Origin of the sequence: Rhizobium mayense (assembly GCF_030272705.1) — a bacterium.
GTDB lineage: Bacteria > Pseudomonadota > Alphaproteobacteria > Rhizobiales > Rhizobiaceae > Rhizobium > Rhizobium mayense.
Genome location: NZ_JARFYM010000002.1, coordinates 164,373 through 189,032, shown reverse-complemented (window position 1 = coordinate 189,032; position 24,660 = coordinate 164,373). Strand labels below are relative to the sequence as shown.

At 60.3% G+C, this 24,660-nt stretch carries 26 protein-coding genes and 1 pseudogene; 20 read left to right on the top strand and 7 right to left on the bottom strand.

Annotated elements, in window-relative coordinates; genetic code table 11:
• Positions 1–141 precede the first annotated feature (141 nt).
• The 3 genes from PY649_RS03525 (at position 142) to PY649_RS03515 (ending at position 2,759) form a co-directional block, all read left to right on the top strand.
• On the top strand, positions 142–1,500 hold the full coding sequence (locus PY649_RS03525; protein ID WP_285866760.1) for an MFS transporter: 1,359 nt from the start codon (positions 142–144) through the stop codon (positions 1,498–1,500).
• 58 nt (positions 1,501–1,558) lie between these two features.
• Entirely contained in the window at positions 1,559–2,083 is a 525-nt protein-coding gene (gene recX / locus PY649_RS03520; RefSeq protein WP_285866759.1) for a recombination regulator RecX, read from the top strand.
• Positions 2,084–2,159: 76 nt separating this feature from the next.
• Entirely contained in the window at positions 2,160–2,759 is a 600-nt protein-coding gene (locus tag PY649_RS03515; RefSeq protein WP_285866758.1) for a DUF922 domain-containing Zn-dependent protease, read from the top strand.
• A 14-nt stretch (positions 2,760–2,773) separates the two neighbouring features.
• On the opposite strand, the gene PY649_RS03510 is transcribed toward PY649_RS03515, so the two are convergent.
• A complete protein-coding gene (locus tag PY649_RS03510; RefSeq protein ID WP_285866757.1) occupies positions 2,774–3,580 on the bottom strand; it encodes an IclR family transcriptional regulator in 807 nt (268 codons plus the stop codon).
• A 152-nt stretch (positions 3,581–3,732) separates the two neighbouring features.
• Here PY649_RS03510 and PY649_RS03505 point away from each other — a divergent pair, with 152 nt between their 5' ends.
• Genes PY649_RS03505 through PY649_RS03480 form a run of 6 tightly spaced genes read left to right on the top strand, consistent with a single transcriptional unit; the run spans position 3,733 to position 8,502 of the window.
• Positions 3,733–4,608, top strand: a complete 876-nt coding sequence (locus tag PY649_RS03505) for a transporter substrate-binding protein (RefSeq protein WP_285866756.1) — start codon at positions 3,733–3,735, stop codon at positions 4,606–4,608.
• Positions 4,609–4,616: 8 nt separating this feature from the next.
• On the top strand, positions 4,617–5,354 hold the full coding sequence (locus PY649_RS03500; RefSeq protein WP_285866755.1) for an amino acid ABC transporter permease: 738 nt from the start codon (positions 4,617–4,619) through the stop codon (positions 5,352–5,354).
• Position 5,355: 1 nt separating this feature from the next.
• Entirely contained in the window at positions 5,356–6,003 is a 648-nt protein-coding gene (locus PY649_RS03495; protein ID WP_285866754.1) for an amino acid ABC transporter permease, read from the top strand.
• 5 nt (positions 6,004–6,008) lie between these two features.
• Positions 6,009–6,803 carry an amino acid ABC transporter ATP-binding protein gene (locus PY649_RS03490; protein ID WP_285866753.1) on the top strand — a complete coding sequence of 265 codons (795 nt, stop codon included), beginning with the start codon at positions 6,009–6,011 and terminating at the stop codon, positions 6,801–6,803.
• A 20-nt stretch (positions 6,804–6,823) separates the two neighbouring features.
• Positions 6,824–7,285: a RidA family protein gene (locus PY649_RS03485; RefSeq protein WP_285866752.1), complete on the top strand. Its 462-nt coding sequence runs from the start codon at positions 6,824–6,826 to the stop codon at positions 7,283–7,285.
• Between the two features lie 14 nt (positions 7,286–7,299).
• Positions 7,300–8,502 carry an aminotransferase class V-fold PLP-dependent enzyme gene (locus tag PY649_RS03480; protein ID WP_285866751.1) on the top strand — a complete coding sequence of 401 codons (1,203 nt, stop codon included), beginning with the start codon at positions 7,300–7,302 and terminating at the stop codon, positions 8,500–8,502.
• Positions 8,503–8,515: 13 nt separating this feature from the next.
• Here the strand turns inward: PY649_RS03480 and PY649_RS03475 are convergent, their stop codons facing one another.
• Entirely contained in the window at positions 8,516–8,935 is a 420-nt protein-coding gene (locus tag PY649_RS03475) for a GlcG/HbpS family heme-binding protein (RefSeq protein WP_285866750.1), read from the bottom strand.
• Positions 8,936–9,247: 312 nt separating this feature from the next.
• Here PY649_RS03475 and PY649_RS03470 point away from each other — a divergent pair, with 312 nt between their 5' ends.
• From PY649_RS03470 to PY649_RS03440, 7 genes are all read left to right on the top strand, one after another.
• Positions 9,248–10,300, top strand: coding sequence for a LacI family DNA-binding transcriptional regulator (locus PY649_RS03470; RefSeq protein ID WP_285866749.1), 1,053 nt, complete (start codon positions 9,248–9,250; stop codon positions 10,298–10,300).
• Between the two features lie 81 nt (positions 10,301–10,381).
• A complete protein-coding gene (locus PY649_RS03465; protein ID WP_285866748.1) occupies positions 10,382–11,989 on the top strand; it encodes an ABC transporter substrate-binding protein in 1,608 nt (535 codons plus the stop codon).
• 10 nt (positions 11,990–11,999) lie between these two features.
• Entirely contained in the window at positions 12,000–12,968 is a 969-nt protein-coding gene (locus PY649_RS03460) for an ABC transporter ATP-binding protein (RefSeq protein WP_285866747.1), read from the top strand.
• Complete coding sequence (locus tag PY649_RS03455; protein ID WP_285866746.1) at positions 12,958–13,827, top strand: ABC transporter ATP-binding protein; 870 nt, start codon at positions 12,958–12,960, stop codon at positions 13,825–13,827. Before PY649_RS03460 ends, PY649_RS03455 begins: the two co-directional genes overlap by 11 nt.
• Positions 13,828–13,839: 12 nt before the next feature.
• Entirely contained in the window at positions 13,840–14,766 is a 927-nt protein-coding gene (locus PY649_RS03450) for an ABC transporter permease (protein WP_285866745.1), read from the top strand.
• 24 nt (positions 14,767–14,790) lie between these two features.
• Positions 14,791–15,678 (top strand): ABC transporter permease, encoded by an 888-nt coding sequence (locus PY649_RS03445; RefSeq protein WP_285866744.1) that lies wholly within the window; start codon positions 14,791–14,793, stop codon positions 15,676–15,678.
• Positions 15,679–15,716: 38 nt separating this feature from the next.
• Entirely contained in the window at positions 15,717–16,529 is an 813-nt protein-coding gene (locus PY649_RS03440) for a glycerophosphodiester phosphodiesterase (protein WP_285866743.1), read from the top strand.
• Between the two features lie 5 nt (positions 16,530–16,534).
• Here PY649_RS03440 and larB read toward each other — a convergent pair whose 3' ends face one another.
• From larB to PY649_RS03415, 5 genes are all read right to left on the bottom strand, one after another.
• Complete coding sequence (larB, locus tag PY649_RS03435; RefSeq protein WP_285866742.1) at positions 16,535–17,221, bottom strand: nickel pincer cofactor biosynthesis protein LarB; 687 nt, start codon at positions 17,219–17,221, stop codon at positions 16,535–16,537.
• The gene (gene larE, locus PY649_RS03430; protein WP_285866741.1) at positions 17,218–18,015 is read right to left on the bottom strand and encodes an ATP-dependent sacrificial sulfur transferase LarE; all 798 of its coding nucleotides are present in this window, start codon (positions 18,013–18,015) and stop codon (positions 17,218–17,220) included. Before larE ends, larB begins: the two co-directional genes overlap by 4 nt.
• The gene (larC, locus tag PY649_RS03425; protein ID WP_285866740.1) at positions 18,015–19,346 is read right to left on the bottom strand and encodes a nickel pincer cofactor biosynthesis protein LarC; all 1,332 of its coding nucleotides are present in this window, start codon (positions 19,344–19,346) and stop codon (positions 18,015–18,017) included. The genes larE and larC overlap by 1 nt, the downstream gene beginning before the upstream one ends.
• Positions 19,321–20,613 carry a nickel-dependent lactate racemase family protein gene (locus tag PY649_RS03420; RefSeq protein WP_285866739.1) on the bottom strand — a complete coding sequence of 431 codons (1,293 nt, stop codon included), beginning with the start codon at positions 20,611–20,613 and terminating at the stop codon, positions 19,321–19,323. Before PY649_RS03420 ends, larC begins: the two co-directional genes overlap by 26 nt.
• Positions 20,614–20,840: 227 nt before the next feature.
• The gene (locus PY649_RS03415) at positions 20,841–21,767 is read right to left on the bottom strand and encodes a succinylglutamate desuccinylase/aspartoacylase family protein (protein ID WP_285866738.1); all 927 of its coding nucleotides are present in this window, start codon (positions 21,765–21,767) and stop codon (positions 20,841–20,843) included.
• A gap of 269 nt (positions 21,768–22,036) precedes the next feature.
• On the opposite strand from PY649_RS03415, the pseudogene PY649_RS03410 reads away from it, so the two are divergent.
• The 4 genes and pseudogenes from PY649_RS03410 to PY649_RS03395 all read left to right on the top strand — a co-directional run.
• Positions 22,037–22,258: pseudogene (locus PY649_RS03410) on the top strand (GntR family transcriptional regulator); the annotation flags it as partial.
• A gap of 33 nt (positions 22,259–22,291) precedes the next feature.
• Positions 22,292–22,825, top strand: a complete 534-nt coding sequence (locus PY649_RS03405; RefSeq protein ID WP_285867204.1) for a hypothetical protein — start codon at positions 22,292–22,294, stop codon at positions 22,823–22,825.
• A 46-nt stretch (positions 22,826–22,871) separates the two neighbouring features.
• On the top strand, positions 22,872–23,801 hold the full coding sequence (locus tag PY649_RS03400) for an ABC transporter permease (protein WP_285866737.1): 930 nt from the start codon (positions 22,872–22,874) through the stop codon (positions 23,799–23,801).
• A gap of 2 nt (positions 23,802–23,803) precedes the next feature.
• Positions 23,804–24,658 carry an ABC transporter permease gene (locus PY649_RS03395; RefSeq protein ID WP_432761321.1) on the top strand — a complete coding sequence of 285 codons (855 nt, stop codon included), beginning with the start codon at positions 23,804–23,806 and terminating at the stop codon, positions 24,656–24,658.
• Positions 24,659–24,660 lie beyond the last annotated feature (2 nt).

Below are 24,660 nucleotides of genomic sequence, written 5' to 3'. Positions count from 1 at the left end.
CCCGGCATTCAGTCGTCGTTTTTCGCTGCACCCCCTGCGTCTCAAACGCGGGATCGAATGTGCTTTTTTAGTCGATAGAGTAATGCATTAATGCCTTAGCTCTGTCACCAGAGCGGCTGGATGCCGCGATTGGAGGAAGATATGAGTAATGGAACGCATGAGAAGGCCGATGCCATCATGCTGCGCAAGGTGGCGGTGGCCTCCTGCATCGGAACGACCGTCGAGTGGTATGATTTCTTCAGCTATGCCACAGCATCGGCACTGGTGTTCAACAAGCTGTTCTTTCCGAGTTTCGATCCATTGGTCGGCTCGCTGGTTGCGCTTGGAACCTATGCGGCCGGATTCGTCGTGCGGCCGATCGGCGGCATTATTTTCGGCTATCTCGGCGACCGCTATGGACGCAAGAGCGCGCTCGTCACCACACTTATGATCGTCGGCATCGCAACATTCATCATCGGGCTGATGCCAACCTATAATACGATCGGTATCGCCGCGCCGCTGGCACTGTTGTTCATCCGACTGCTGCACGGCTTCGGCATCGGCGGCGAACAAGGCAATGCCATTCTGATCATGTGCGAACACGCTCCAGCCAAGCGCCGGGGTTTCTTTGGCTCCTGGGTCCAAATGGGGGCGCCTGCCGGTTTCATCCTGCCGCTCGGCATCTTCGCCATCCTGACATCGGTGCTGCCGGAGAGCGACTTCCTGTCATGGGGTTGGCGCATTCCTTTTCTCCTCAGCCTGTTGCTGGTGGGTATCGGCATGTATATCCGCTTGTCACTGACAGAATCGCCGCTGTTCCTGGAGATGCGCAAACGCAACGCCGAGGACCCGCATCCGGTTGTCGAAGTGCTGCGCAAATATCCGCGGCTGCTTCTTTTCGGCTGCGGCAGCAAACTCGCGGAGAGCATTACCTTCACCAGTTTCGCTGTGTTGATCGTGGCCTATGCGACGAGCCGCGGTGTGCCCCGTCCGACAATGACGAACGCTACATTGATCGCAATCCTTCTGGAGCTTGTCACCTTGCCGCTCTTCGGCGCGCTGTCCGACAGGATCGGCCGGCGGCCGGTCTATATTCTTGGCGCCGCCTCTGTTCTGCTGGCTACATTCCCGGCTTTTGCCTTCGTCTTTTACCGGGCCGACGATCTCATCTGGATCGCCCTCACGGCCGCGCTCGCCATTGGCCATAGCGCAATGTACGCGCCACAGGCCGCCTTCTATTCCGAGTTCTTTCCGACATCGGTTCGCGCCAGCGGCGTCTCCTTCGTTCAACAGATCGGTGCACTCATCGGCTCCGTCGGCACGCTGGCGGCGGGATGGCTGCTGGAAGTCGGCCATGGCGCCCCATGGGCTCTTGCGGCCTTCATCGCAGGCGGCTGCGTGATCACGATCATTGCGACCGCTATCCTTCCGGAAACGGCGCCGCGCCTCGGCAAATGGAAGGATCTGGTCAGCGGTTTCGTACCTGAAAGGGGGAATTCATTGCGAAAACAGGGTGCGTAACGTAAAGACGTTCGCGCCCCGAATCTCTCTTTCGCCGAATCTGAACGCTTCTCCGCCCATGGACCAAACTCCGACCACTCGTATGCTGGCCTGGGCGCGCAATTCGACGATCTATCGTCTTGAACGCAAGATGATGACTGAAAAGCAGTTGTTCGACGCGATCGCGAGAAAAGCGAAGCAGAAGTTTGAAGGCATCAGCGACGCGCAGATCCAGGCCGTCGCTGATTTCGCCGTCAAATTCGCCTACGACCAGAAGGCGCTTGACGATGTCGCCTATGCCGAAGTCAGCACTCGATCCGCAGTCCGCTCCGGCAAATCGAGGAAGGCCATCGCCTACAAGCTCGCTGCGAACGGCATAGACGGCGATACGGTGGCGACGGCTTTGGATGCGACCAACGACGTATTCGCCGCCGTCATCTTTGCCCGTAAGCGCGGCTTCGGCCCGTTTCGGCGAAATGAGCTCGATGAGAAGCGAAAGGCGAAGGAACTGGCTGCATTCGCCCGTAACGGATTCGGCTTTGAGGTCGGCAAGGCGATTTTCGATATGAGCCGAGAGGAGGCTGAGGAACTCTTGCATTCGTGACTAAAGCCCGATTGAAAGCAGAACCTGCAGCCGGTAGTTTCGCCGCTAACGAGGGCATCGTTTTTGGGGGATTTGCATGGGGGCAGGCGTTCGATTTTGCTTGCTGGCGGCCTTTCTCGTATCTTTGCCGATGGCGGCACATGCGGAATGGCAGGCAGTCGAAAAGGTGAAGATCTATGCCATAACGGGGAAATCCGGCGCCGAACTTTATGAGTCGATCGGTGGACGAGGCCCGGAGGTGGGAAGCAAAGTTCGCGCTATCGCATACACGGGTTTCAAGCTGACCTGGACGAGGAAGTATGAGCCTCAGGAAGGTTCCTGCGTCCTCGTCTCGGCGCAGCCGAAGCTGATCATCACCTATACATTGCCCAAGCCTGCGGAGCAGCTGCCGGCCTCGACCCGGAGAAGTTGGGAGACCTTCATCGCTGGCGTGCGCAAACATGAGCTCGTGCATGGCGAGATGATCAAGGACATGGTGAAGGAGATCGAGGCTGTAAGCGTCGGCCTATCCGCCGCGGATGATCCGGATTGCCGTAAAATCAGGGCCGATCTGACGACGCGCCTGTCCGAGATCTCGAACAAACAGCGGCAGCGAGCCCGGGATTTCGACAAAACCGAGCTCAGCGACGGCGGCAATCTCCAGCAGCTTGTCCTTAAATTGGTAAGGGAGCAGTAGATCTCGTCGACGCCTTATTGTGCGGCGGCCAGATAGCTGTTGCCGATTGAAAGGGCTTCTGCCGTGCGAACGAGCTCTGCGCCCAGAGCCGTCTTATGATCCTCGGAGACATCGATCGGCAGGACGAAACAGATCGTCGCTTCGACTATGCCGTTCGAGTTCCAGATGGGGGCGGCCATGCATTGGGTGAAGCTGTTGATTAGCCCTGTGGTGACGATCAATCCCTTTCCTTTGGCCTCACTGCATTCGCGTGCGAAATCGTCGAGGTCGACCGAACGTCCGTCGGGAAGCGTCAAATCGCCTTCCTCCAGCAATTTGCCGATTTCTTCCTTGGACAGATGTGACAGCAGCAGCCTTCCCGATGCAGTCCAAGGGATCGGTACCTGCGATCCGATCTCAGAGCTGATGCGCAGCGGGCGCGAGCCAGGGGCGGCATGGACGATCGCCTGCTTGTTCCTGTGGCGCACACAGAGCTCGCTCGTTTCGCCCGTCTGTTTCGACAGCCGCTCGACAGCTTCCCTGCCGCGAATAATGATGTCGTTTTCCTGCAGGTAGCGCGTGCCATAGAGATAAAGCAGCTTGCCGAAATAGACCCTATTGTCGCTGCCGTTCGTCTCCAGAATACCCGCATCCGAGAGGATGCCGACGAGGTCATAGATGGTCGATCGCGGCGCGTCGATTGCTTTCGACAGGTCGGCGAGCCGCACCGGTTGCCCGGTCTTGTTCAGATAGGCGAGCAATTTCAAGACCCTATCGATACCGCGCTCACGGGGTCCGTGGGCCTCGCGGGTTTTTCGCGCACCGTCGCCGTTCGAAACCATGCCAGAAATGCTCCATTGCTGCCGCTCTGGCATTGCGCCAGCGCCAAAATCGGTATATCGTCCTAAATATAAGAAACGTGTCTTATATATAAGACAAAAGCTTGGAAAACAAGCTCGATAACGGGAACTCTATCTCAAACGCGGAGGCTTACATGAACGATATTTCGCAGCGTCGTGATTTTTTGAAGCTGGGCCTGGGTGGCCTGGCGGTCGGCACTGCTGTTGGCCTGATGGCCAGCAGCGAAGAGGCGGCAGCTCAGGCCGCCAGCGACAGCCTGCTACGCACTGTGCTCGATCGCGGCCACCTGATTGTCGGCACCGGCAGCACCAACGCTCCCTGGCATTTCGAGAACGATGCCGGCGAACTGGTCGGCATGGACATCACCATGGGCCGCATTCTTGCCAAGGGTCTGTTCGACGATGAAACCAAGGTCGAATTCGTCAAGCAGGACGCACAGCAGCGCATTCCGAACATTGTTACCGGCAAGGTCGACATCACCATCCAGTTCATGACGATGTCGGCGCAGCGTGCGCAGCTCATCAACTTCTCCCGGCCCTATTATGTGGAAGGCGTGGCTCTGCTGACCCGTCCGGATGCCGACAACAAGACTTTCGATAAGCTGCTCGCCGGCGGCGGTAGCACGCGCATTTCCATTCTCCAGAACGTCGACGCGGAAAAAACCGTTCACCTCGTTCTGCCGGATGCGCAGGTCCTGCAGATCGACACACAGGCCAACGTCATTCAGGCATTGGAAGCCAAGCGCGCAGATGCGGCCGCAGTCGATTTGTCGACGGTGCGCTGGCTCGCCTCGCGAACGCCCGATCGTTATTTCGACGCCGGCAAGCAGTGGAACAGCATGCTTTATGGCGCCGCAGTCCGTCAGGGCGATCTCGACTGGCTATATTTCGTCAATACGACGTTCAATACCGCGATGTTCGGCCATGAATCGGCGCTCTATGACGCCGCCTTCAAGGAATATTTCGGCCTGGATGCGCCGGTGCGCAAGCCGGGTTTCCCGACCATCTGATCTGAACGGTGCCAGCGCGGCCTCGGCTGGCGCTGGCACCGCAGCAGATATCGATCGCATCGCGGGAGATAACGGCCGGCATGGGCTATCATCTGAATTTCAATCTTATCTGGCGACACATCGACAAGCTGTGGGGCGGGCTTCTGCTCAGCCTCGAGCTGGCGGTCATTTCCATTGCCATCGGTGCCTTGATAGGGCTCGTCCTCGCCATCTGGTACGTATCGGCCGGCAAAATTGTTCGCGGCTTCATCGCTGCTTATGTCGAGTTCATCCGCAATGTGCCGCTCATTCTGCTCGTCTATCTCGTCTTTTACGGACTGCCGACCGCGGTAAACATTGCCTATAGCGCGACAACATCCTTCGTCATTACCCTGTCGGTCTATGCCGGTGCCTATCTCGTCGAAGTGTTCCGCTCCGGCCTCGAAGCGGTACCACGCGGCCAGATCGATGCCGGCAAGGCGATCGGGCTGACACCACTGCAGCGTCTCCTCTATGTCCGCCTGCCGACGATGACGCGCATTACCCTGCCTGCGCTATCCAACACCTTCATTTCGCTCTTCAAGGATACATCGGTCGCCTCGGTCATTGCTGTTCCGGAGCTCACCTACGGCGCGCAATGGATCAATTTCAACACCTTCCGTATCGTCGAGGTCTATATCATCACGACCGTGATGTATCTCGTCACGGGCTATCTCATCCTGTTCGGCCTGCGTCGGCTGGAAGGTCATTTCAGGGTGGAGCGCTAGAATGGCTGCGATCGTCTATGCTCTGCCGTTCCTCTTGAAAGGCCTGCTGATCACGCTTTGGGTCTCCGCGATCGTCGTCGCGCTCTCGCTCGGCATCGGCATCGTTTTCGGCGTCGGGCTGATCTATGGTCCCTGGCCGGTCAAGCTGGCGGTGCGCTTCTTCAGCGATTGTATCCGAGGCATACCAATCCTCGTCCTCATCTTCATCGTCTACTACGGCTTCCCGGCGCTCGGCCTGCACATCGTCGCCTTCTGGGCCGGTGTCGTCGCGTTGACGCTGTTCAAATCGGCCCAGGTCGTCGAATATGTGCGCGGGGCTGTCCTCTCCATTCCTAGGGGACAGATGGAGGCCGGCATGTCGATCGGCCTGACCTTCGTTCAGCGCCTGCGTTACGTCATCTTTCCGCAGGCGACCCGCCGCTTTCTGCCGCCCTGGATCAATGGTGTGACCGATGCGGTGAAGGGAAGTGCTCTGATTTCGCTGCTTGGCATAGTCGACCTCATGCAGTCGATCAACGAAGTGATCGGCCGGACCTATGAGGCCATGCCGCTCTACCTTCTTGGAGCCTTCATCTATTTCGCGATCAATTACAGTCTCTCCAGCCTGAGCCGGAGAATGGAGCGCCGCTACTCCTACATCAGGGAATGACCGTCATGAACAATACCCAATCGGCCCTGCCGCTCCTTAGAATACGCAATGTCGCCAAAGCGTTTGGACCCGTGCAGGTGCTGCGCTCGATTGACATGGATGTTGCGAAAGGCGAGGTCGTCTCGGTCATCGGCCCTTCGGGCAGCGGCAAGACCACGCTCCTGCGCTGCGTGAACTTTCTCGAAAGCTACGACAGCGGCTCGATCCAGATAGATGGGGTCGAAGTCGGCTATCGAGACGGCACCAATCAGCAGCGCCGCGGCGAGAAGGACCTGGCGCGCATGCGCGCCGAAACGGGCATGGTCTTTCAGAGCTTCAACCTCTTTCCGCATCTGACTGCGGCGGAAAACGTGATGCTCGGCCTTCAGAAGGTCCGCGGCAAGTCAAAGAAGGAAGCGCGGGAGATAGCCGAACATTGGCTCAATCGTGTCGGCCTCGGACACCGCATCGACAATCTACCGTCGGAATTGTCGGGTGGTCAGCAGCAGCGTGTCGGCATCGCCCGCGCGGTCGCCATGGACCCCAAGATCCTGTTGCTTGACGAAATCACTTCGGCGCTCGATCCGGAATTGGTGAACGAAGTTCTCGATGTCGTCAGGCAGTTGGCGGAGGAGGGCATGACGATGCTGATGGTTACCCATGAGATCGCCTTTGCCAGGGATGCCAGCGACCGCATCGTGTTCATGGCCGATGGAAAAGTGTCCGCTCAGGGCGCGCCGAAGGATCTTCCGACGCTTGTGGCGGAGAATGAGCGGCTGAAGGCTTTCTTGTCCCGCTTCCACGCGGCCCCGGCCGTCTGAGATCGAACGGGAGCATGGAGATGACGCCTCACGATCGGTTGAAGGCTCTCGGCCTGGAGCTCTTCACACCACCGACGCCAATCGGCAATTTTCGCAATTTCGTCCGCAGTGGTCCCCTGCTGTTCATCTCGGGACAAGGGCCTCTGGATGCCGACGGCACGCTCCATACGGGCAAGGTCGGGCAAGATGTGGATGTGGCAGCTGCTTACCAGCATGCGCGGCTGGCGGGGCTCAATATCCTGTCGACCTTGTCGGCTGGCATTGGCGATCTAAGCCAGGTCAAGCAGGTCGTGAAACTATTGGGATTCGTCAACGCGACTCCGGAATTTATCGAACACCCGAAGGTGATCAACGGCTGTTCGGATCTGTTCGTCGACGTGTTTGGCGACATCGGCATGCATGCACGCGCGGCAATCGGCGTCGGTTCGCTGCCGAACAATATCACCGTCGAAATCGAAGCAATTATCGAAATTCATAGCTAGAAGGCCCCGATTATATGGTTGCGACTACAAAAGGCTCCGAACAGCCGATCAGAGAACGGCTCAATCTCCGCCCCATCATCAACGTCTCCGGCACGATGACTGCCTTGGGTGCGTCAATCATCGTACCCGAGGCAATCAAGGCGATGAGCGAAATCGCCTCGCAATTCGTGGAGATGGATGATCTGCACCGGCGCGCGAGCGAGGTGATCGCGCGCCTTACCGGTGGGAAAGCTGGTTTTGTCACTGCGTCCTGTGCGAGCGGTATCAGCCTGGCGCTGGCCGCTGCGATCACCGGCGACAACCTGTTGGCAATCGAGAATCTTCCGGACCGGACCGAGGGGCTGAAGACCGAGGTCATCGTCCAGATCGGCCATATGGTCAGCTTCGGCGGCAATATCGATCAGGCGGTGCGGCTCGCCGGCGGCAAGGTCATTGCGGCAGGCACGGTCAGCGTCGTCAACGATTATCACGTCGCCGACGCGATCAACGACCGCACTGCCGCCGCCCTCTACGTGGTTTCGCATCATACGGTGCAATACGGCATGCTCTCCCTGCCGGAATTCGTGGCTATCTGCCATGCCAGGAACGTGCCTGTCATCGTCGATGCCGCATCCGAATATGATTTGCGGATCTTCCTGGAGCAGGGTGCGGATATCGTCGTCTACAGCGGGCACAAATTTTTGGGCGGCCCGACCACCGGTATCGTCGCCGGCCGCAAGGACCTGGTGCGCTCCACCTTCTTGCAGAACCGGGGGATCGGACGCGGAATGAAAGTCGGCAAGGAGAGCATCGCCGGTGTCATGGCGGCGCTTGAGGCATGGGAGCAACGCGACCATGACGGTATCCGCCGCCACGAGCGGGCGGCGCTGGACCTATGGAAAAACACGCTGGAGGGGCTTGCAGGCATCGAAGCCATCATTGTTCCCGATCCAACCAGCAATCCCCTGGACAGGCTGGAAATCAACGTGCGGCCCGAGAGCGGCTTTACGGCGGCCGGGCTTGCCGCCGCTCTTGCCCGGGCTCAGATGCCGATCATTGTCCGCAATCATGAAGTCGAACGCGGACACTTCTTCCTCGACCCCTGCAATCTTCATCCGGGAGAAGCCGAGACCGTTGCCCGCGAACTTCATTCGCTGTTGTCAGCCAGGGAAAAACCGGCCGACGCGATGCTGGTGCCGCAGAGATCGACAAGCAACGTTCGCAAATGGCCGGACTGAGGGGAGGCTTGCCTTAAACGGCATCGGCTCCAATGGCAGCGAGCGCAGCGCGCGCGACTTCGAAATCCTGATCGCCCGTGCCCGATCCGACACCAATCGCACCGGCGAGCCGGCTGCCGAAACGAATGGGCAGGCCGCCCGGCAGGTGCGTGACGCCGCCCTGCGAGGCGATGCCGGCAGCGGTACCGAATTCGAAGGACATGGTACCCGTCGGCGCGTTGCTCGATGCGGCGGTGCGGGCCTTGGCGCGAGCCGTGTGCATGCTCAGATATTTCGCCCCGTCCATCCGGATGCTGGCAATGGTTTCGCCGCTCGCGTCAACAATGAAGACGCACTGCGGGATACCGATCTTCTCGGCGTGGGCGATCGCGGCGGCAAGAGCCTGCATTGCGCCGGCATGGGACAGGATCAGGGTTTCGCGCGTGACGGGCATGGGCTTGCAACTCCTTGATATCAAATTCTTATGGTGAACACAGCCGGTTGGGCACCGCGCCGGTTGTTCCTAGCTAGACCGGCATTCTGCCGATTGGCAACGCGGAGACACGAAGTTGCGCCCGTGAAGTCCGGTGAAACTGATTTTCCAGAAAGGCATAAACCCGTCTACCTGTTGGTCTTGATGGTGTTGGAGGCCGTATCCACGTGACTCGCTCTCGGCGAGCGCGATTGATATTGACGCTGACGGCTTGCCCCGGCGGTAGCGTTTCGCCATTGTCGCCACACGGCAGAAGAGCGCTTCGGGGGAGATGTGAAAACTCGGGCGAGAATCGGAATTCTGGAAGTCGCGCGGCTAGCGGGGGTCTCAGCCGCGACGGTATCGCGCGTTTTGAACGATCGTGCGGATGATGCGCGCATCAGCTTGGAAACTCAGGAACGCGTCAAGGCGACGGCGCGCGATGCCGGCTACGTCGTCAACCGGCTGGCGACCTCGCTCAGAACCCATCGGACGGGCGTCTTCGGTGCGATCGTCGGCAGCCTCTCGGGGCACTACCAGCCACATCTGACCAGTCGATTGCAGGCGGTGGCGCAGCGGCGCGGGGTGGAACTGCTGGTTGCGCAGGCCAAGGCCGATGCCGGCGAAATCGCGGGGCAGCTTCACCTGTTCCAGGACGATTTTTTCGATGGTGTGATTATGGTCAGCGATCTTCCCGGCCATGAAGCTCTGTGTGAGCATCTCGACCGAATGGGCAAGGCGCATGTCACCCTCTGTGGGGGCCTTACCGGCCCGACGCCGGCCGTGCTGACCGATGACCGGCTCGGCATGCGTTTGCTGTTCGAGCATTTGATGGCGCTCGGACACCGCCATATTGCCTTTGTCTACCGTGTAAGCCGGCTCGCCCTCAGTGATCGCCGAACAATTTTCCAGCAGGTGATCCGCGAGGGCTCGACCGGCATGGAAGGGGAGGTCATTTCCTTCGAAAGGGCGGACATCGATCGCGAGGCATTCCGTCGATTGTTGGCAGTCCCGTCAGCACGACCGACCGCGTTAATCTGCGGAAGCGACGGCCTGGCAATCGAGGTCGTGGCGCTGCTGCGGGAGCTGGGTCTAAAGATTCCAGACGATATTTCCGTCGTGGGCTATGACAATGTGCCCGACACGGCCTATTGGTCGCCGCCTTTGACGACGGTGGCGCAACCGACGGATTCTCTTTGCGAAGCTTCGCTCGATCTGCTTGTTGAATTGACGAACCTTTCGGCGGATGCCCGTGCCGCCATGCGACCGATGCGGCTTATTCCGCCTGAACTTGTCATACGTGCGTCATCGGATTTCCCTAGCCTGCAGCACATTCCTCCTGCGTAGTTGAAAAAAGCAATTTTCACCGCAGGTCGTGCTTTTTCTGTTGCGCAAACGTTTGAGCAACACCAACAGGAGAGTCTGCTGATGTCCGAAAACGCGTTCACCGGCCTCTATACGGCCGTCACCCGCCGCACGACCTTGCTCATGGGAGCCGCGGCCGGCCTCTCCGCCTTGGTACCGGCGCTCCCCGCGGCCGCGGACGATGCAGGCGACGTCAGGCCCGAACTTCGCATTGCCGTTCAGCAGAACCCGACCTCGCAAGAGCCGGTCGATGCGGCCAGCAATGTTGCCTTCCGCAACAACTACTCGATCCATGAAACGGTTCTCGCCATCGACATGCGAGGCGATTTCTCCGTAAAGCCCAATCTCGGGACTTCCTGGACCTGGGTTTCGCCGACCATTCTGGAAATGAAGCTGCGTCCCGGCGTGATTTTCCATGACGGGCGGGAGATGACCGCGGAAGACGTCGCCTTCTCGTTTGGTCCCGAGCGCCTGCTCAACAAGAATGCGCCCGGCTACCCGGTCTATCTCACAAGCTTCACCAGCCTCGATCACGTCGAAGTGGTCGATCCGCTGACGGTGCGTTTCATCACCAAGTTCCAGGATCCGATCTTCCTGCAGCGCCTGGCATGCTATGCCGCCGTCGTCATCAGCAAGGATGCCTGGCAGAAGAACGGTGGCAACTGGACGACATGGCGCCAGAAGCCGATCGGCGCCGGTCCCTACAAGGTCGAGAGCTTTGCCACGAACGAAAACGTGGTTCTCGTCTCCCACGATCAGGCTTTCCGGGGCAAGCCGGCCGCCAAGCGCGTGACCCTGCGCATCGTGCCGGAAGTCTCCTCGCGCATCGCTGGCCTTCTCGCCGGCGATTATGACATCGCCACCGACCTGCCGCCGGATCAGCTTTCAGCGGTCACTGGCAGCCCTGGTCACTCGATCGTCGGCGGTCCGGTTCCGAACCACCGCATCCTCTATTTCGACAAGACCAACCCGGCGCTGAAGGATCCGCGCGTCCGCCAGGCCCTCATCCTTGCCATCGACCGGCAAGCCATCGTCGACTCGATCTGGAACGGCCGCACCCGGGTGCCGAACGGCCTGCAGTTCGAGCTCTATGGCCCTGTCTATCTCAAGGACTATCCGGCTTATAAATATGATCCGGACCAGGCCGCGAAGCTCCTCAAGGACGCCGGCTACAACGGCGAGGAAATCGAAGTTCGCTCGCAGAACAATTACTACACGGCGGAAAATCCGGTCACACAGGCCGTGGTCGCGATGTGGCAGGCGATCGGCGTCAATGCCAAGATGAAGTTCGTCGAAGGCGGCAAGCTGTTTGAAAATGCGCCCGGCCGCGCGACCGGCAACTGGTCGAGCACCGCGCAAATCCCGGATCCCTATATTTCCTTCTACACGCAGTTTGGCTCGGCCGGTTCTTTGAGCTCGTTCAAGATCTGGCAGAATGCGGATTTCGACGCTCTCGGCGCCAAGATGGAAAAAGCCGTCGATCCGGCCGAACGCGCCAAGATATTCCGCGACATGCTGCAACTGATCGAATGGAACGACCCGGGCGAGACGGTTCTGCATCAGAACGCCGTCTTCTACGGCATCCGTGACGGTATCAAGTGGCAGCCGTTGCCGGCCTTCCAGATGGATCTCGGCGCCGGCAGCCTATCCTTTGAAGAGCAGAAGAGCTGAGCCGTCCGCGATGGCCACTCCCATCGTCTCGGTCGACAATCTGAGCGTGACCTTTCGGACAAGGGCTGGCCGGTCCTATCCGGTCAACAATGTCTCCTTTGACCTTGCCGAGGGTGAAATCCTCGGCATCGTCGGGGAAAGCGGCTCGGGCAAGAGCGTGACCTGTCTTGCACTTGCCGGCCTGCTAGGGCCAACGGCGAGTGCGACGGGGGCCATCTCATTCGAAGACGCCATGTACGATGTCGGCGAGCTCGGCGGGATGGCGCGCTCGAAACTCCCCTCCATAGGCCTGATCTTCCAGGAGCCGGTCTCCTGCCTCGATCCGGTGCGCACCATAGGTTCGCAGATCGCCGAGGCCGCAATGAGCGCCGGCATGTCCGCGGCGGAAGCGAAGGCCGAGGCGCTGCGGCTCCTTGCGGAGGTCGCCATCCCGCAGGCCGAGACACGCTACAATGCCTATCCGGCGCAGTTTTCCGGCGGCATGTGTCAGCGTGTGATGATCGCGACCGCTCTGGCCATGCAGCCACGGCTGATCATCGCCGACGAGCCGACCACGGCGCTCGACGTCACAGTGCAGGCGCAAGTGGTGGCGCTGCTGGTCAAGGCGGTGCGCGAACGCGGCATCCCCATGATCTTCATCAGCCATGATCTCGATCTCGTCTCCGAGGTCTGCGATCGCATCGCGGTGATGTATGCCGGATCGCTGGTCGAGATCAACGGCACCGAAGACATCTACGACAGCCCCCGTCATCCCTATACGCGGCTGTTGCTGGAAGCGATGCCCGGACACGGAACTCCGCTGGAAAAGCTGGCGGATATTCCGGGCGAGCTAAAACTGCATGATGCAGCACCTTCCGCTTGCGCCTTCGCGCCGCGCTGTCCGCGCGCCGAAACGCAGTGCGCGACGACGGTTCCGCCTTTGATCGCGGGCGCGGCCTCGCTCGCCTGCTTCAATCCATGGAGCGTCCATGATATCTGAGGAAAGATCACCGCTGAATGGGAGTGGAACGCATACCGCTCTCGCTGCCCGTAACCTGCAATTTTCCTATTCGCCCGGCTTTACGATATGGCCACGGCGAACCAAAGGCTTCCATGCGATCAGGGATGTCAACCTTGAGCTGAAGTCAGGCGAGACGCTGGGCCTGGTCGGAGAATCGGGCTGCGGCAAGTCCACGCTTGCCTCGCTTCTCTGCGGCGACCGGGTTCCGGCTTCCGGGGACATCGAACTCTTCGGCCAGTCCTTCGGCAACCTTATGAAGCCGAACCGGCGCGGGCTGGCAAAACATCTGCAGGTGATTTCGCAGGATACCTTGGGTGCGCTCGATCCGCGCCGCACCGTTGGGCATCAGATGCTGGAGACGCTGGCGATCCATGCGATTGGCGACGCCGCAAGCCGCCGCGAGCGCACTGCCGAGACCTTCAAGGCCGTCAGCCTTCCGGTTTCGGCCTTGCAAAAATTTCCTCACCAGCTTTCCGGCGGCCAACGCCAGCGCGTCGCTATTGCCCGAGCCTTGGTCGTCGAACCGCAAATTCTGCTCTGCGATGAGCCGGTCTCAGCGCTCGATGTGTCGGTGCAGGCCCAGGTTCTCAATCTCCTGCTTGAACTTCAGCGTACCCGCGGCCTGTCATTGCTGTTTATCAGCCATGACGTCCGGGTCGTCCGACATGTCTCGCATCGGGTGGCGATCATGGAGGCGGGACAGATCGTCGAGACTGGTCCGACGGAAGAGGTCTTTTCAAACCCAAAGCATCCCTACACCGCAAAACTTCTGTCCGCCGTCCCGCGCGGTAGGCGGCAGAAATTGCGTCAGGCAAGCACGATTCTCGAAACGCTCTGAAGGAGATCCGCCATGTTCCAGGCCGTCATGCGCTCTCTCCTCAGGGCTGCTGTCACGCTTTTCCTCGCCATTACTTTCACCTTCATCATCCTGCGCGTCAGCGGCGATCCCCTGCATTCGCTGCTGCCCATCGAGACGCCGCCCGAGGTGGTGGCACTCATGCGTCAGCAATGGGGCCTCGATCAGCCGCTTTACGTTCAGTATCTCTCCTATCTCGGCCATCTTCTGCGTGGCGATTTCGGCACATCGCTGCAGAATGGGCAGAACGCGCTGGTGCTGGTGCTCTCCAAGGTTCCGGCGACGCTCGAACTGATGGGTGCTGCTCTGGTGGTGGCATTCGGCGCGGGCGTACCGCTCGGCATCCTGGCCGCGCAGAACCGCGGCAGCCTGATCGACCGCCTCGTCATGGGGTTGGCGGTCCTGACGCATTCCCTGCCGAATTTCCTGATCGCTATTCTTCTGATCCAGCTCTTTGCCGTGTCGCTGCGTCTGTTGCCGAGCGGCGGCGGATCGACGCCGGCGCATCTCGTCATGCCGGTTCTGGTCATAGGCCTTGCCAACGCCGGCATCATCGCCCGCTTCGTGCGCTCCAGCGTGCTGGAGGTATTGGGACAGCGATACATTCTGGCAGCCCGCGCCAAGCGGATCGGCGAGCGGGCCGTGTTGCTGCAGCATGTGATGCCCAACGCGGCTCTGCCGCTCCTGACCATGCTCGGTTTCCTGGTCGGCGGGATGATCGGCGGCGCGGCGATCGTCGAAACGGTTTATGCCTGGCCGGGCGTCGGCCGCTTTCTGGTTTCGTCCGTGGCACAGCGCGACCTCAACATTGTGCAGACCATCGTCATCCTCATTACCGCCACCATGGTGAGCGCCAATCTGCTGATCGACTTTCTCTATATTCTCGCCGATCCGCGCCTGCGGCATCGGACGGCTGCCTGATCCGCGTTTTCGAAAGGGATGACCATGGCGAATGCAGCGACCGGCATTGACGGTCTGACCGAAACGAAAGCCGATAGATTGCCGCGCAGCGTGCGGCTGGACGCGACGACCGCGATTTGCCTGGTCGTTCTCGTCACCTTCATCGTGCTCGCGATTTTTGCCAATGTGCTTGCGCCCTATGGTTTTGCGCAGATTGATCTTCATGCTCGAAAGGCGCCGCCCTTCCTGTTCGGAGGTACTATCAAGCATGTTCTCGGCACCGACGAACTCGGGCGCGATATTCTGAGCCGCGTCTTTTATGGCGTCCGCACCAGCCTGCTGATCGCGCTCGGCGCCTCGGCAATCAGCTTGATGCTCGGCACGACGCTCGGCCTCCTCGCAGCGTTTCGCCGCGGACTTGCCGATATGCTGATCCGCGTCGCAGTGGATTTCCAGGCCTCGATGCCGTTCCTCATCATCGCGCTCGCCGTGCTCGCCTTCTTCGGTGACAATCTCTGGCTCTTCATGGCGCTGCTCGGCCTCTATGGATGGGAGCGCTATGCCCGGCTCGTCCGCACCATGACTGGCCTGGAGCTGGAACGAGGCTATGTCGCGGCGCTGAAACGCAACGGCGCGAGCACGGCACGCATCGCCGTCATGCACGTCCTGCCCAACATCCTCTCGGTGGTTTTCGTCAATTTGACTGTCGTTCTGCCCGACATTCTGATGCAGGAATCTGCGCTGAGCTTCCTCGGCCTCGGTATCCAGCCGCCCATGGTCAGCCTAGGCAGCATGGTCGGCGCCGGTCGCGACTACGTGATGACCGAATGGTGGATATCGACTTTGCCGGGGATCGCGATCTTCCTGCTGTCTCTTTCGATTAGCCTCATCGGCGACTACCTGCGGGACGCCTTCGATCCGACGCTGCACTGAGTTTCAAAAAGCCTTCCCATAACCTAAGGAGATTTCCCGTGCCTTTGCCTCTTCACGCCGCCCGTCAAGGATCGCTCCGCATTGCCGCCCATCGCGGCTTCAGCCGGCACTTTCCCGAGAACACGATCCTTGCCTATCAGAAGGGCGTGGATGCCGGTGCCAATGAATGCGAGATCGATCTGATGCTGACCCGCGACGAAAAGATCGTCGTCATGCACGATCGCACTTTGGACCGGACGACAAATGGCTGGGGTTTCGTTGGTGATCATGATCTCGATCATATTCTGGCCCTGGACGTGGGTGCGAAATTCGATCCCCGCTTTGCCGGTACACGTGCACCGACACTTGCCGAGGTGGTCGCCTGGGCCAAGCAGACCGACACGCGCCTTGCTATCGAGATGAAGGAGCGGGAGCGCGCCGATCGCCTTGCCGATGTCATGATCGCCACGCTACGTGAAATGGATGCGTTCGGCCATGTTGCTATTTCCTCCTTCGATCATCTTGATCTGCGCCGAGTGAAGGAAATCGAACCGCGCTTGCAAACGGAAGCCATTATCCATCATCGCCCATTGGATCTCGTCAATTCAATGCGCACCTGCGGCATCGACGGCGTTTCGCTTGAGCTCAATTATTTCTACCGCGCCGACGCGGAGGCTCTCCAGGAAGCTGGGATCGCGGTACGTCTGAGCCTACCCCTTCCTGAAAAGCTTGCTGTGTTCTGGCAAAGTGGCCGTGACCGGCTGCCGCTGATCCGTCGCTGCATCAAGGATGGGCTTATCGACGCCTTGATCGGCGACGATGTCGACTTTCTTTGCATGCTGGGCAGAAGCGCCGCAGAACTCGAGAGCTAAGACTGTCAGCTCTGCACGGATTCGTCCGCCAGCGCGGTGAAGCTGTTCAGAATGCGTATGGCGGCGGCGGCGGCGCCATAGCCATTATCGATGTTACAGACCGTGATGCCGGCTGCGCAGCTTGCGAGCATGGCGTTTAACGCGGTGCGGCCACCCTCCGCCGCACCGTAGCCGACCGATGTCGGGACGGCGATCAGTGCACTGGAGACGAGGCCGCCAAGCACACTTGCCAATGCCGCATCCATGCCGGCAACGGCGATCACGATTGGATGGCGGCGGATGTCTTCGATCCGATCCATCAGCCGCCAGAGACCGGCAACACCGACATCGGTAACGATGGTCGCTTCGATCCCTGCGTGGCGCAGCGTACGCGCCGCTTCGCGGGCGACGGGCGCATCCGAAGTGCCGGCTGCGACGATCGCTATCTTGCCTGACATCGCGACCGGCCGGAGCGGGCCGAAGAAGCCGGTGCGGGACAGAGCGCAATAGTCGATCGCTTCCCGCAATTCGGCAGGCAGTTGCGTCAGTCTGTCCGCGTCCAACCGCGTCAGCAGGAGCCCGGCGTCGCGCTCTCTCGCGCTTTCGAGGATGCCGGCGATCTGCCCGGCACTCTTGCCGGCGCAGAACACCGACTCGTCAAGACCGATACGGCCGGCGCGGCCAAAATCGAAAACGACATCCTCGCTGGTCACGATTTCACTCCCACGAAGGCGCTGCCGTTGCGGTATGGCTCGAAGCCGATAGGCTTGCCGGAAAGGGAAGCCGGCAGCAAACCGGCGATGGAACGCGATAGAGTATCGCGTTGCTCGCCATCGGCGTTTGCGAGGCTCGTGGGATCCATTTCGATGACCAGGCCGCTACGACGGATGCGACAACGGACCGTCTTCGGCGCCAGCCTCTCATTGACGAGACGTTCCACGCCATGGATCGCCTTCAGCATCTCGGGATCGATTGCAATCGCTGTCTCCACACGGCTAGAGAGGCAGGGAGAGGCCGGCAGTTCGGCAAGGCCGCCGAGGCCGAAGTCGCGGGCAAGCGCGCGAACCGTCTTCTTGTCGATGCCCGCCTCGAGATAGGGATGACGTACGCCGTGATCACGGGCGGCATCGAGGCCTGGGCGGTATTCGCCGAGATCGTCGGTATTGGCGCCGGAGAGGATCTGCCGATCGGATAGGCTGGCAATCGCGCTATAGAGATTGCTCTTGCAGAAGAAGCAGCGATTGACTGGGTTGCTGAGATAGTTGCTATCTCCGAACTCGCCGGCATCGAGAATGCGCAGCGTCCAACCTTCACGCTTGGCCCAGTCCTTGACGCGTTCGGTCGCTTCTGGCGGCACAGCCGGCGAGACGGCATGCATCATGGTGATGTGCTCATTGCCGAGAAGCCGGTTGGCAAAGACGGCAAGCGTCATGGAATCGACTCCGCCGCTGACGGCGACGGCGGAAGGCCCGAGCGAGGTGAGAACGGCTTCGAGGGCAGCGCGCATCAGTCTTCCTTTTGATCTTTCTGGAGGGCAGTGTCAGCCATATGGCGCAGCGCATTGCGGGCCGCACTTCCGGCTACATCGGTGAGATCGTCGGCTTCCACCTTGGCAGTGCGGCCCGAGGGGCGGTCAACGACTTTCAGCCGCAGCGTCCGGCCGTCGGCTGCGGCCGTCATCGCCTGCCGGGGCAGGGTGCTGCGTTGCACAAGCGAATGACGGATACCGATGGTGGTGGTCTCGTCGAAAATGCCTGCCAGGATTTCGTCACGTGCCGCAGGTTCGGCAAGAACGCGCAAATGCGTCATCATCCGGCCCTTTTTGCCGAAGACCGGCGCCTGGATGATGTCGAGAACGCCTTTCTGACTCCGCAGCCGTTCGACCGCCTGCGCCAAGTCTTCACCCGTCTGATCGTCGATTTCGCATTCCAGAACGGCGATCTGGCTTTCCAGGCCGGTGGCGGGTTCAGCGCTTTTGAAAGCCAGGACACGCAGGCAATTGCTGATGCCCGGCAGCCGCCGCGTGCCGAAACCGTAACCGGAGCCCGTCAGGGTTCGGGGCTTTGGCGGCGGCGATGTCCGGTCGCAGAGATAAGCGAGAATGGCGGCTCCGGTTGGCGTGACGCGCTCGCCGCCGATGCCATCGTCGATCGTGGAAAAGCCCTCAAGCAGGCGGGCTGTCGCCGGCGCCGGAACGGGGAGCAGGCCATGGTCTGTGCGTATGCGGCCGCCACCGAGCGGCAGCGGGCCGACTGTCCAACGGACGGCATCAAATTGCGATATCAGCCATGCGGCAGCAACGATGTCGGCAATCGAATCCCAGGCGCCCACCTCGTGGAAGCTAACGGCATCGGGCTCGACGCCGTGCACTTTCCCCTCCGCCTCAGCGAGCCGCGAGAAGATGCCGATGGCATGCTTTACGGTGTCGCGGTCGAGCTTGGACGCAATCAGGGCTTCGCGGATCAGGCTCCAATGGGTGTGGTGGTGGCTGCCGTGCGCGTGACCATGTTCATCATGGTCGTGATCATGGTCATGTGAATGGTGATGATCGTGGTGATGATGATGCCGTCCTTCGGCGAGGTGCCTGTCGCCGTCGCGACGCACGAGGAAGCGGTGACCGGTCAGCACATCATCATTGTGAGCGGCAAATTCGAATTCCACATCTTCCATCAGCGGGCAGAGCGCAAGCGCCCGCCTCAACTCCGCCTCCAGGTCGGGCCTCAGGTCGAGCAGGGCAGCGGCAAACATATCTCCCGCAATACCACCAAGAGGGTCGAGATGCAGTTCGAGACATTCCGATATCATGGCAGACTCAGGCGGCATAACGGGGAACGACATAGGGTCCCTCCGGGATGATCGCCACATTGGGATCGCCGCTTGCTGCGATGCTGCGGTCGATCGCCGCCTTGATGTCGTCGATCATCGCGACGCCGGTCAAGGTTCGGTCTTCGCCGGCAAGGCCTGTGGTGTAGAGTTCGACCTTGCCGAGCCGCATCGGCTTCAGCTGCATCTCGGTCTGCCATTCGTCGACCTCGGCAAGGCTTTTCGCGGTCAGCGTCGCCAGGAAGCGCTCGGGGCCGAGTTCGACAAGCCTCGCCTGCGCTTTGCGGAACTCCGGCGAGCCAAAGCCTTCGGAACATTCCGAGGCGATGATCAACGTGCCGCCCGGTTTCAGGATGTCGAGCGGCGTCACCATGCCCTTGATCGTCTGGTAATAGGTCTTGTCGAGCGGATAGCCGGCCGACGAGGTGACGACGGTCGAATATTTCCGCGCAAGCGGCACCTGTGTCGCGGCGCTGACGAAATCGACGGCAGCCTGGTGGCTGGCGATGATCTCGCCGAAGGTGACGCAGACGAGGTCGCGGTCCTCGTCGAGCACGGTGTTGAGCGCATAGACCTCGCCGAGCATGCGGACGATCTCCAGCTGCTCCTCATGCAGGGGATTGCCGATCAGATTGCACTGGACCGCTAACGGGTTCTCCATGAAGCGGGCCGAGTGGAAGGTGCGGATGGTCTCGTGATGGGCAACGCCAGGCGCGATCACCTTGCGGCCGCCCGACCAGCCGGCCATGAAATGCGGCTCGACCAAGCCGGTGGCGATCCTGAGATCAGCCTCGACGAACAGCCGGTCGAGCTTGACCGGTGTGTGCCGGGTTTTCGTAAAGCCGAGATCGACGTGGGCGGCCTCGTCGCGGGCATAATGGTTCTCGACGCGGACATTTTCGAGCACCCAGGGATCGCCGACGAGTTCGGAGAGTTCATCGGCGAGGTTCGGCCGGTGCAGGCCGGTCGCGACCAGCACCGAGATGGCCCCGATCGGAATGCCGGCGGCGACCATCGTCTCGATCATCGGCCGCAGGAACAGCCGGTTCGGCACGGGCCGCGTGATGTCGCAGATCAGGATGCAGGCGCTCGCCCGGTTTTTTGCCAGCTCGGTGAGTGGCGGCGAAGCGACTGGCGCACTGAGGGCTGCCGCAATCGCGGCCTTCGAGTCGGGTAGTTTCGGCAGTGCCCGTTTGCGGATCAGCGTAGCCTTCGCCTTTTCCGGCAGTGTCAATGGCAGATGGCCCCGCCCGTAGGAAATGGCGATCGATTCTTCGGTCATAGTGCTCCTCCGCAATGCCGGTAGACCTACCGGTTCAGCAGCTCGTAAGGCACGACATCGGTCAATCTGACGAATGATACGGACTGTTCGACAGAGCGGGATGAGCTGTGGTGAGCTGCGCCGGCGATCGTATAGTCTTCCATTTTCACGTCAACCAGGCTGACCGATCGTCAGCCGCCTTCTGCCGTCGTCGTTCGCAATAGCGACTTCCACAAGGAAGGGCTTGATTAGACGGCGACGCCGACACCAAGCAGCGCTTCGCCCTGATTGACCGACAGACTCGACATTCGGTAGAGGATGAAACCGTCATTTTCAGAGGTGATGGTTGCAAGGACCTTGCCGAAAACATCGCGGATTTCGCCTAGCGTCTCGCCCTTGGCGACAGTCTCGGAAAGCTCCTTCTTCGCATACCACAAGCCGGTGACCGGGGCGGTCGGAACCCACATGGTGAAGATGTTCATCGGTTCCCGCTTGGCAGGCCTGGGCGCGTCGGCGATCATGCCGAGATGCTGCATGACACGATGGATGCCCGCGACCATCAGGCCGACGGTATCTTCATTCCATAGGCCATTGCCGCCGATTTCTGGCAGGATGCTGGGGACGCCGACTTGCCGGGCTCCGTTGACGCTGTTGCCGGGCCGGCTGGAGGCGACGGCGATCGGCAGACCAAAAGCTTCGGCCAACGCCTTGGATTTTTCGCAGCCTGCCGGAAAGATCGTGAATGGCGCAAGGCTCTCGTCCAGGTCGCCACCGTGCAGATCCATATAGGCATTGACCTGGGGATAGACGCTCGTCATGAGCCAGTTCGCCAGCCGCTCGCCGGTCGTCCCCTCGGGATTGCCCGGAAACATGCGGTTCAGGTTTCTTCCGTCCTGAGGCATGACGTAGATGCTGCGCTTGCTGAAACCTTCGATATTGAGGATCGGCAGGACGACGAGCGTGCCTTTGATCTGTTCCGGTTTCGTCTGCATGAGCCGAACTGCGGCTTCGATCGAGCAGAATTCGGAAGCGTGAACGCCAGCGGTGATCAGCAGTGTCGGGCCGGACTCGGAGCCTTCGATGATGCCGAACGGGATTTCGAGATCCTCGATGGGTTTGACATGGCCGAATTCGGCCCGCAGTTTTCCGGTCTTGAAGGCTGGTAATCCATTCATGAATGCACATCCTTTCTGAAAACGTGCCGACCAAGATTTAATCGACAAAAGCATAGCGATACCGCGTCAGCGATCAAATCGTGCGACTTGCGCCGATGCTGAATGAGCTGCCGGATCAGCTAGGAATTCGGCTTCATTGCCCTCCCACTGCGCATCCCAATCATTTTTTCCCCAAGAGATGTCGATCCCGATAAAAAAGTCCGCAATACGGCATGCTTGCGCAAATGTGACACTTCAGTTCACAAAACTGAGATGTTAGTTTCATTTCTATGTTCGATGTTCAAAGCCCTTTCTTGCCGACCGGCATGCCTGACTCGGTTTCGATAGCCGAAAATAAGTTGAAGCATGCCGTCATCTCCGGAGCGCTTACCGCCGGTGAGCGCTTGTCCGAAGTAGAGATTTGCCGGGCGCATGGGCTGGGCCGCGGCATCGTGCGCGCGGCACTTGTCCGGCTGACCCATTCCGGCTTCGTAGTCTCTCAGCCGCGCAGCGGTTGGAAGGTTACGCCGATAACTGCCATCGGCTTGCGCGAGGTGATCCTCGGTCGCCGTCAACTGGAGTCATTGCTGGCAGATGTCGAACTTCCGGCTGAAGAGTTCATGCGCATGGAGACGCTATGCGATATGCAGGCGGCTTTGACGGCCGCGCATGTCGCAGGCCTGGATGAACAGATTGTCCTGGCGCGGCGTTACGAACGGCAATTGAAGCACCTGCTGGCGATGCACCTCAAGGCGCCGCTGATCGCCGGATGGCTCGAAAATCTGTGGGATAAATCGGATAGATATATCGGGTTCCTCGAAGTGAGCGGCACTCAGAAGTTCCCGCTCATCGATTGGAGTGCGTTTGTCGAGGCCAAGCGCGTGGGCCGGATCGAAGCTGCACGCGAATTTCTGGCCGAGGCCTGCGAAAGCTTTGCGAGGTTCGCCCAAGCGCGGTTTCTGGAATCGGACGTTGCGGCCGTCGAGCCTGCGCCAAAAAAATCGAGGGCACCGATGGGCGCTGAGTTTCCCACAACAGTTTTATCCAAAAACGAGCCCAATCCGAAGCGGACGAGTTAGCTCGCCTCGCCGGTTTCTTATGATTTCTAACCGATGGGAGTAAAACGTGCCTGCATTCATCGCCAAGCGTCTGTTGCAGGCCGTGATCGCTCTGTTCGGTGTGGTGACGCTCGTCTTTTTCCTGCAGCGCCTGACCGGCGATCCAGTGTTGCTGCTGGTGCCGCCGGACGCGAGCAAGGCGGATATCGACACCATGCGTGCGGCGCTCGGCTTCGATCAGCCGCTTTATCTACAATATCTGCATTTTCTGGCGGGTCTGCTGCGGTTCGATCTCGGCCAGTCTTATGTTCAGAACCTTCCGGTGCTGAATATCATCGGCAGTCGCGTGCCCTATACATTGTCGCTGGCGGCAGGAGCGTTGGTGGTGGCGCTTGGTCTTGGGGTGCCGATCGGCATTGTCATCGCGGTGCGCCGCCATTCCTGGGAATCGCGCTGGCTAATGAGCTTCGTGCTGATCGGTCAGTCGATGCCGACCTTCTGGACGTCCATTCTTCTCATCATGCTATTCGGCGTATTGTTGCGGTGGCTGCCGACCTCTGGGGCACGCGGCGTAACAAGCTTGTTGATGCCTGCCTTCGCGCTCGGGTTTTTGTCGATGGCGACTTTCGCCCGTGTTGCCCGCACCTCCGTTCTGGATGAGCTGGAGAAGGACTATGTTCGCACCGGCCATGCCAAGGGCTTGTCGCTGACGCGCATCGTCCTGCGCCATCTGCTGCGTAATGCGGCCGTGCCGCTGGTGACGATATCGGCGCTCGAGATCGCCAATCTGCTGACCGGCGCGATCATTATCGAGACCGTGTTCGCCTGGCCCGGTCTCGGCCAGTTGACGATACAGGCAATCAGTGCGCGGGATTTTCCGATCGTTCAAGGTGTCGTGCTGATCGGCGCGGCCGCCGCCATTCTGCTCAATCTCCTCGCCGATATTCTCTACAGTGTCATCGATCCGCGCATCCGTCTTTCCGGGAGGCAGGCATGAGTATGGTGTCTCTCGGCGGATCGGCGAGGCTCGTGCGCAGCATGCCCGCTGGCGTTGTCCTCTCGGTCGTCATCCTGATCCTGATCGTGCTGATGGCGATCTTCGCGCCGTTGATTGCGCCGCACGACCCGAATACGCAAAACCTCCTGGGACGGCTGAAGCCGCCTGGCACGGTGGTGCGCAATACGCTCTATCTCTTCGGTTCGGATGAGCTGGGACGCGACACGCTGAGCCGGCTGATCTACGGCGCTCGGGTCTCGCTGTTCGTTGCGGTTGCTTCGGTGCTGCTCTCGGGCGTCTCGGGATGCGTCATCGGCATGCTTGCGGCTTTCTATCGCGGCTGGACCGAGACATTCATCATGCGTCTGGTCGATATCGTTCTGTCGGTGCCCGCTATTTTGCTGGCGATCATCACGGTTGCGGTGCTTGGGCCGGGCCTTTTGAATGTCGTATTGGTTCTGGCGCTGACCCGCTGGCCGCGCTATGCGCGCGTCGCCTACGGACAGACCCTGACGGTCGCCAATATGCCCTATCTGCGCCTGTCCCGATTCATGGGGGCAGGGTGGTTTCGGGTGCTGTGGCGGCATGTGCTGCCCAACATCGCCGGCGCGCTCATCGTCGTGGCGACGCTTGAATTCGGGCTGATGGTGCTGTTCGAAGCAGGACTTTCCTTCCTCGGCCTCGGGGTGCAGCCACCGACGGCGAGCTGGGGCGCCATGCTTTCGACAGGGCGCAACTATGTTGCGACCGCCTGGTGGCTTTCGGTCACGCCCGGCCTTGCGCTCTTTCTTCTCGTCCTTTCCGTCAATTTCATCGGCGATCACCTACGCGATCGCCTCGACCCACGGAGCAATTGAAT

Bases quoted from the DNA above. Each gene is read 5' to 3' on its own strand.
- PY649_RS03525 (WP_285866760.1), top strand. From the start codon at position 142: ATGAGTAATGGAACGCATGAGAAGGCCGATGCCATCATGCTGCGCAAG.
- recX (WP_285866759.1), top strand. From the start codon at position 1,559: ATGGACCAAACTCCGACCACTCGTATGCTGGCCTGGGCGCGCAATTCG.
- PY649_RS03515 (WP_285866758.1), top strand. From the start codon at position 2,160: ATGGGGGCAGGCGTTCGATTTTGCTTGCTGGCGGCCTTTCTCGTATCT.
- PY649_RS03510 (WP_285866757.1), bottom strand. From the start codon at position 3,580: ATGGTTTCGAACGGCGACGGTGCGCGAAAAACCCGCGAGGCCCACGGA.
- PY649_RS03505 (WP_285866756.1), top strand. From the start codon at position 3,733: ATGAACGATATTTCGCAGCGTCGTGATTTTTTGAAGCTGGGCCTGGGT.
- PY649_RS03495 (WP_285866754.1), top strand. From the start codon at position 5,356: ATGGCTGCGATCGTCTATGCTCTGCCGTTCCTCTTGAAAGGCCTGCTG.
- PY649_RS03490 (WP_285866753.1), top strand. From the start codon at position 6,009: ATGAACAATACCCAATCGGCCCTGCCGCTCCTTAGAATACGCAATGTC.
- PY649_RS03485 (WP_285866752.1), top strand. From the start codon at position 6,824: ATGACGCCTCACGATCGGTTGAAGGCTCTCGGCCTGGAGCTCTTCACA.
- PY649_RS03480 (WP_285866751.1), top strand. From the start codon at position 7,300: ATGGTTGCGACTACAAAAGGCTCCGAACAGCCGATCAGAGAACGGCTC.
- PY649_RS03475 (WP_285866750.1), bottom strand. From the start codon at position 8,935: ATGCCCGTCACGCGCGAAACCCTGATCCTGTCCCATGCCGGCGCAATG.
- PY649_RS03465 (WP_285866748.1), top strand. From the start codon at position 10,382: ATGTCCGAAAACGCGTTCACCGGCCTCTATACGGCCGTCACCCGCCGC.
- PY649_RS03460 (WP_285866747.1), top strand. From the start codon at position 12,000: ATGGCCACTCCCATCGTCTCGGTCGACAATCTGAGCGTGACCTTTCGG.
- PY649_RS03455 (WP_285866746.1), top strand. From the start codon at position 12,958: ATGATATCTGAGGAAAGATCACCGCTGAATGGGAGTGGAACGCATACC.
- PY649_RS03450 (WP_285866745.1), top strand. From the start codon at position 13,840: ATGTTCCAGGCCGTCATGCGCTCTCTCCTCAGGGCTGCTGTCACGCTT.
- PY649_RS03445 (WP_285866744.1), top strand. From the start codon at position 14,791: ATGGCGAATGCAGCGACCGGCATTGACGGTCTGACCGAAACGAAAGCC.
- larE (WP_285866741.1), bottom strand. From the start codon at position 18,015: ATGCGCGCTGCCCTCGAAGCCGTTCTCACCTCGCTCGGGCCTTCCGCC.
- larC (WP_285866740.1), bottom strand. From the start codon at position 19,346: ATGTCGTTCCCCGTTATGCCGCCTGAGTCTGCCATGATATCGGAATGT.
- PY649_RS03420 (WP_285866739.1), bottom strand. From the start codon at position 20,613: ATGACCGAAGAATCGATCGCCATTTCCTACGGGCGGGGCCATCTGCCA.
- PY649_RS03415 (WP_285866738.1), bottom strand. From the start codon at position 21,767: ATGAATGGATTACCAGCCTTCAAGACCGGAAAACTGCGGGCCGAATTC.
- PY649_RS03395 (WP_432761321.1), top strand. From the start codon at position 23,804: ATGGTGTCTCTCGGCGGATCGGCGAGGCTCGTGCGCAGCATGCCCGCT.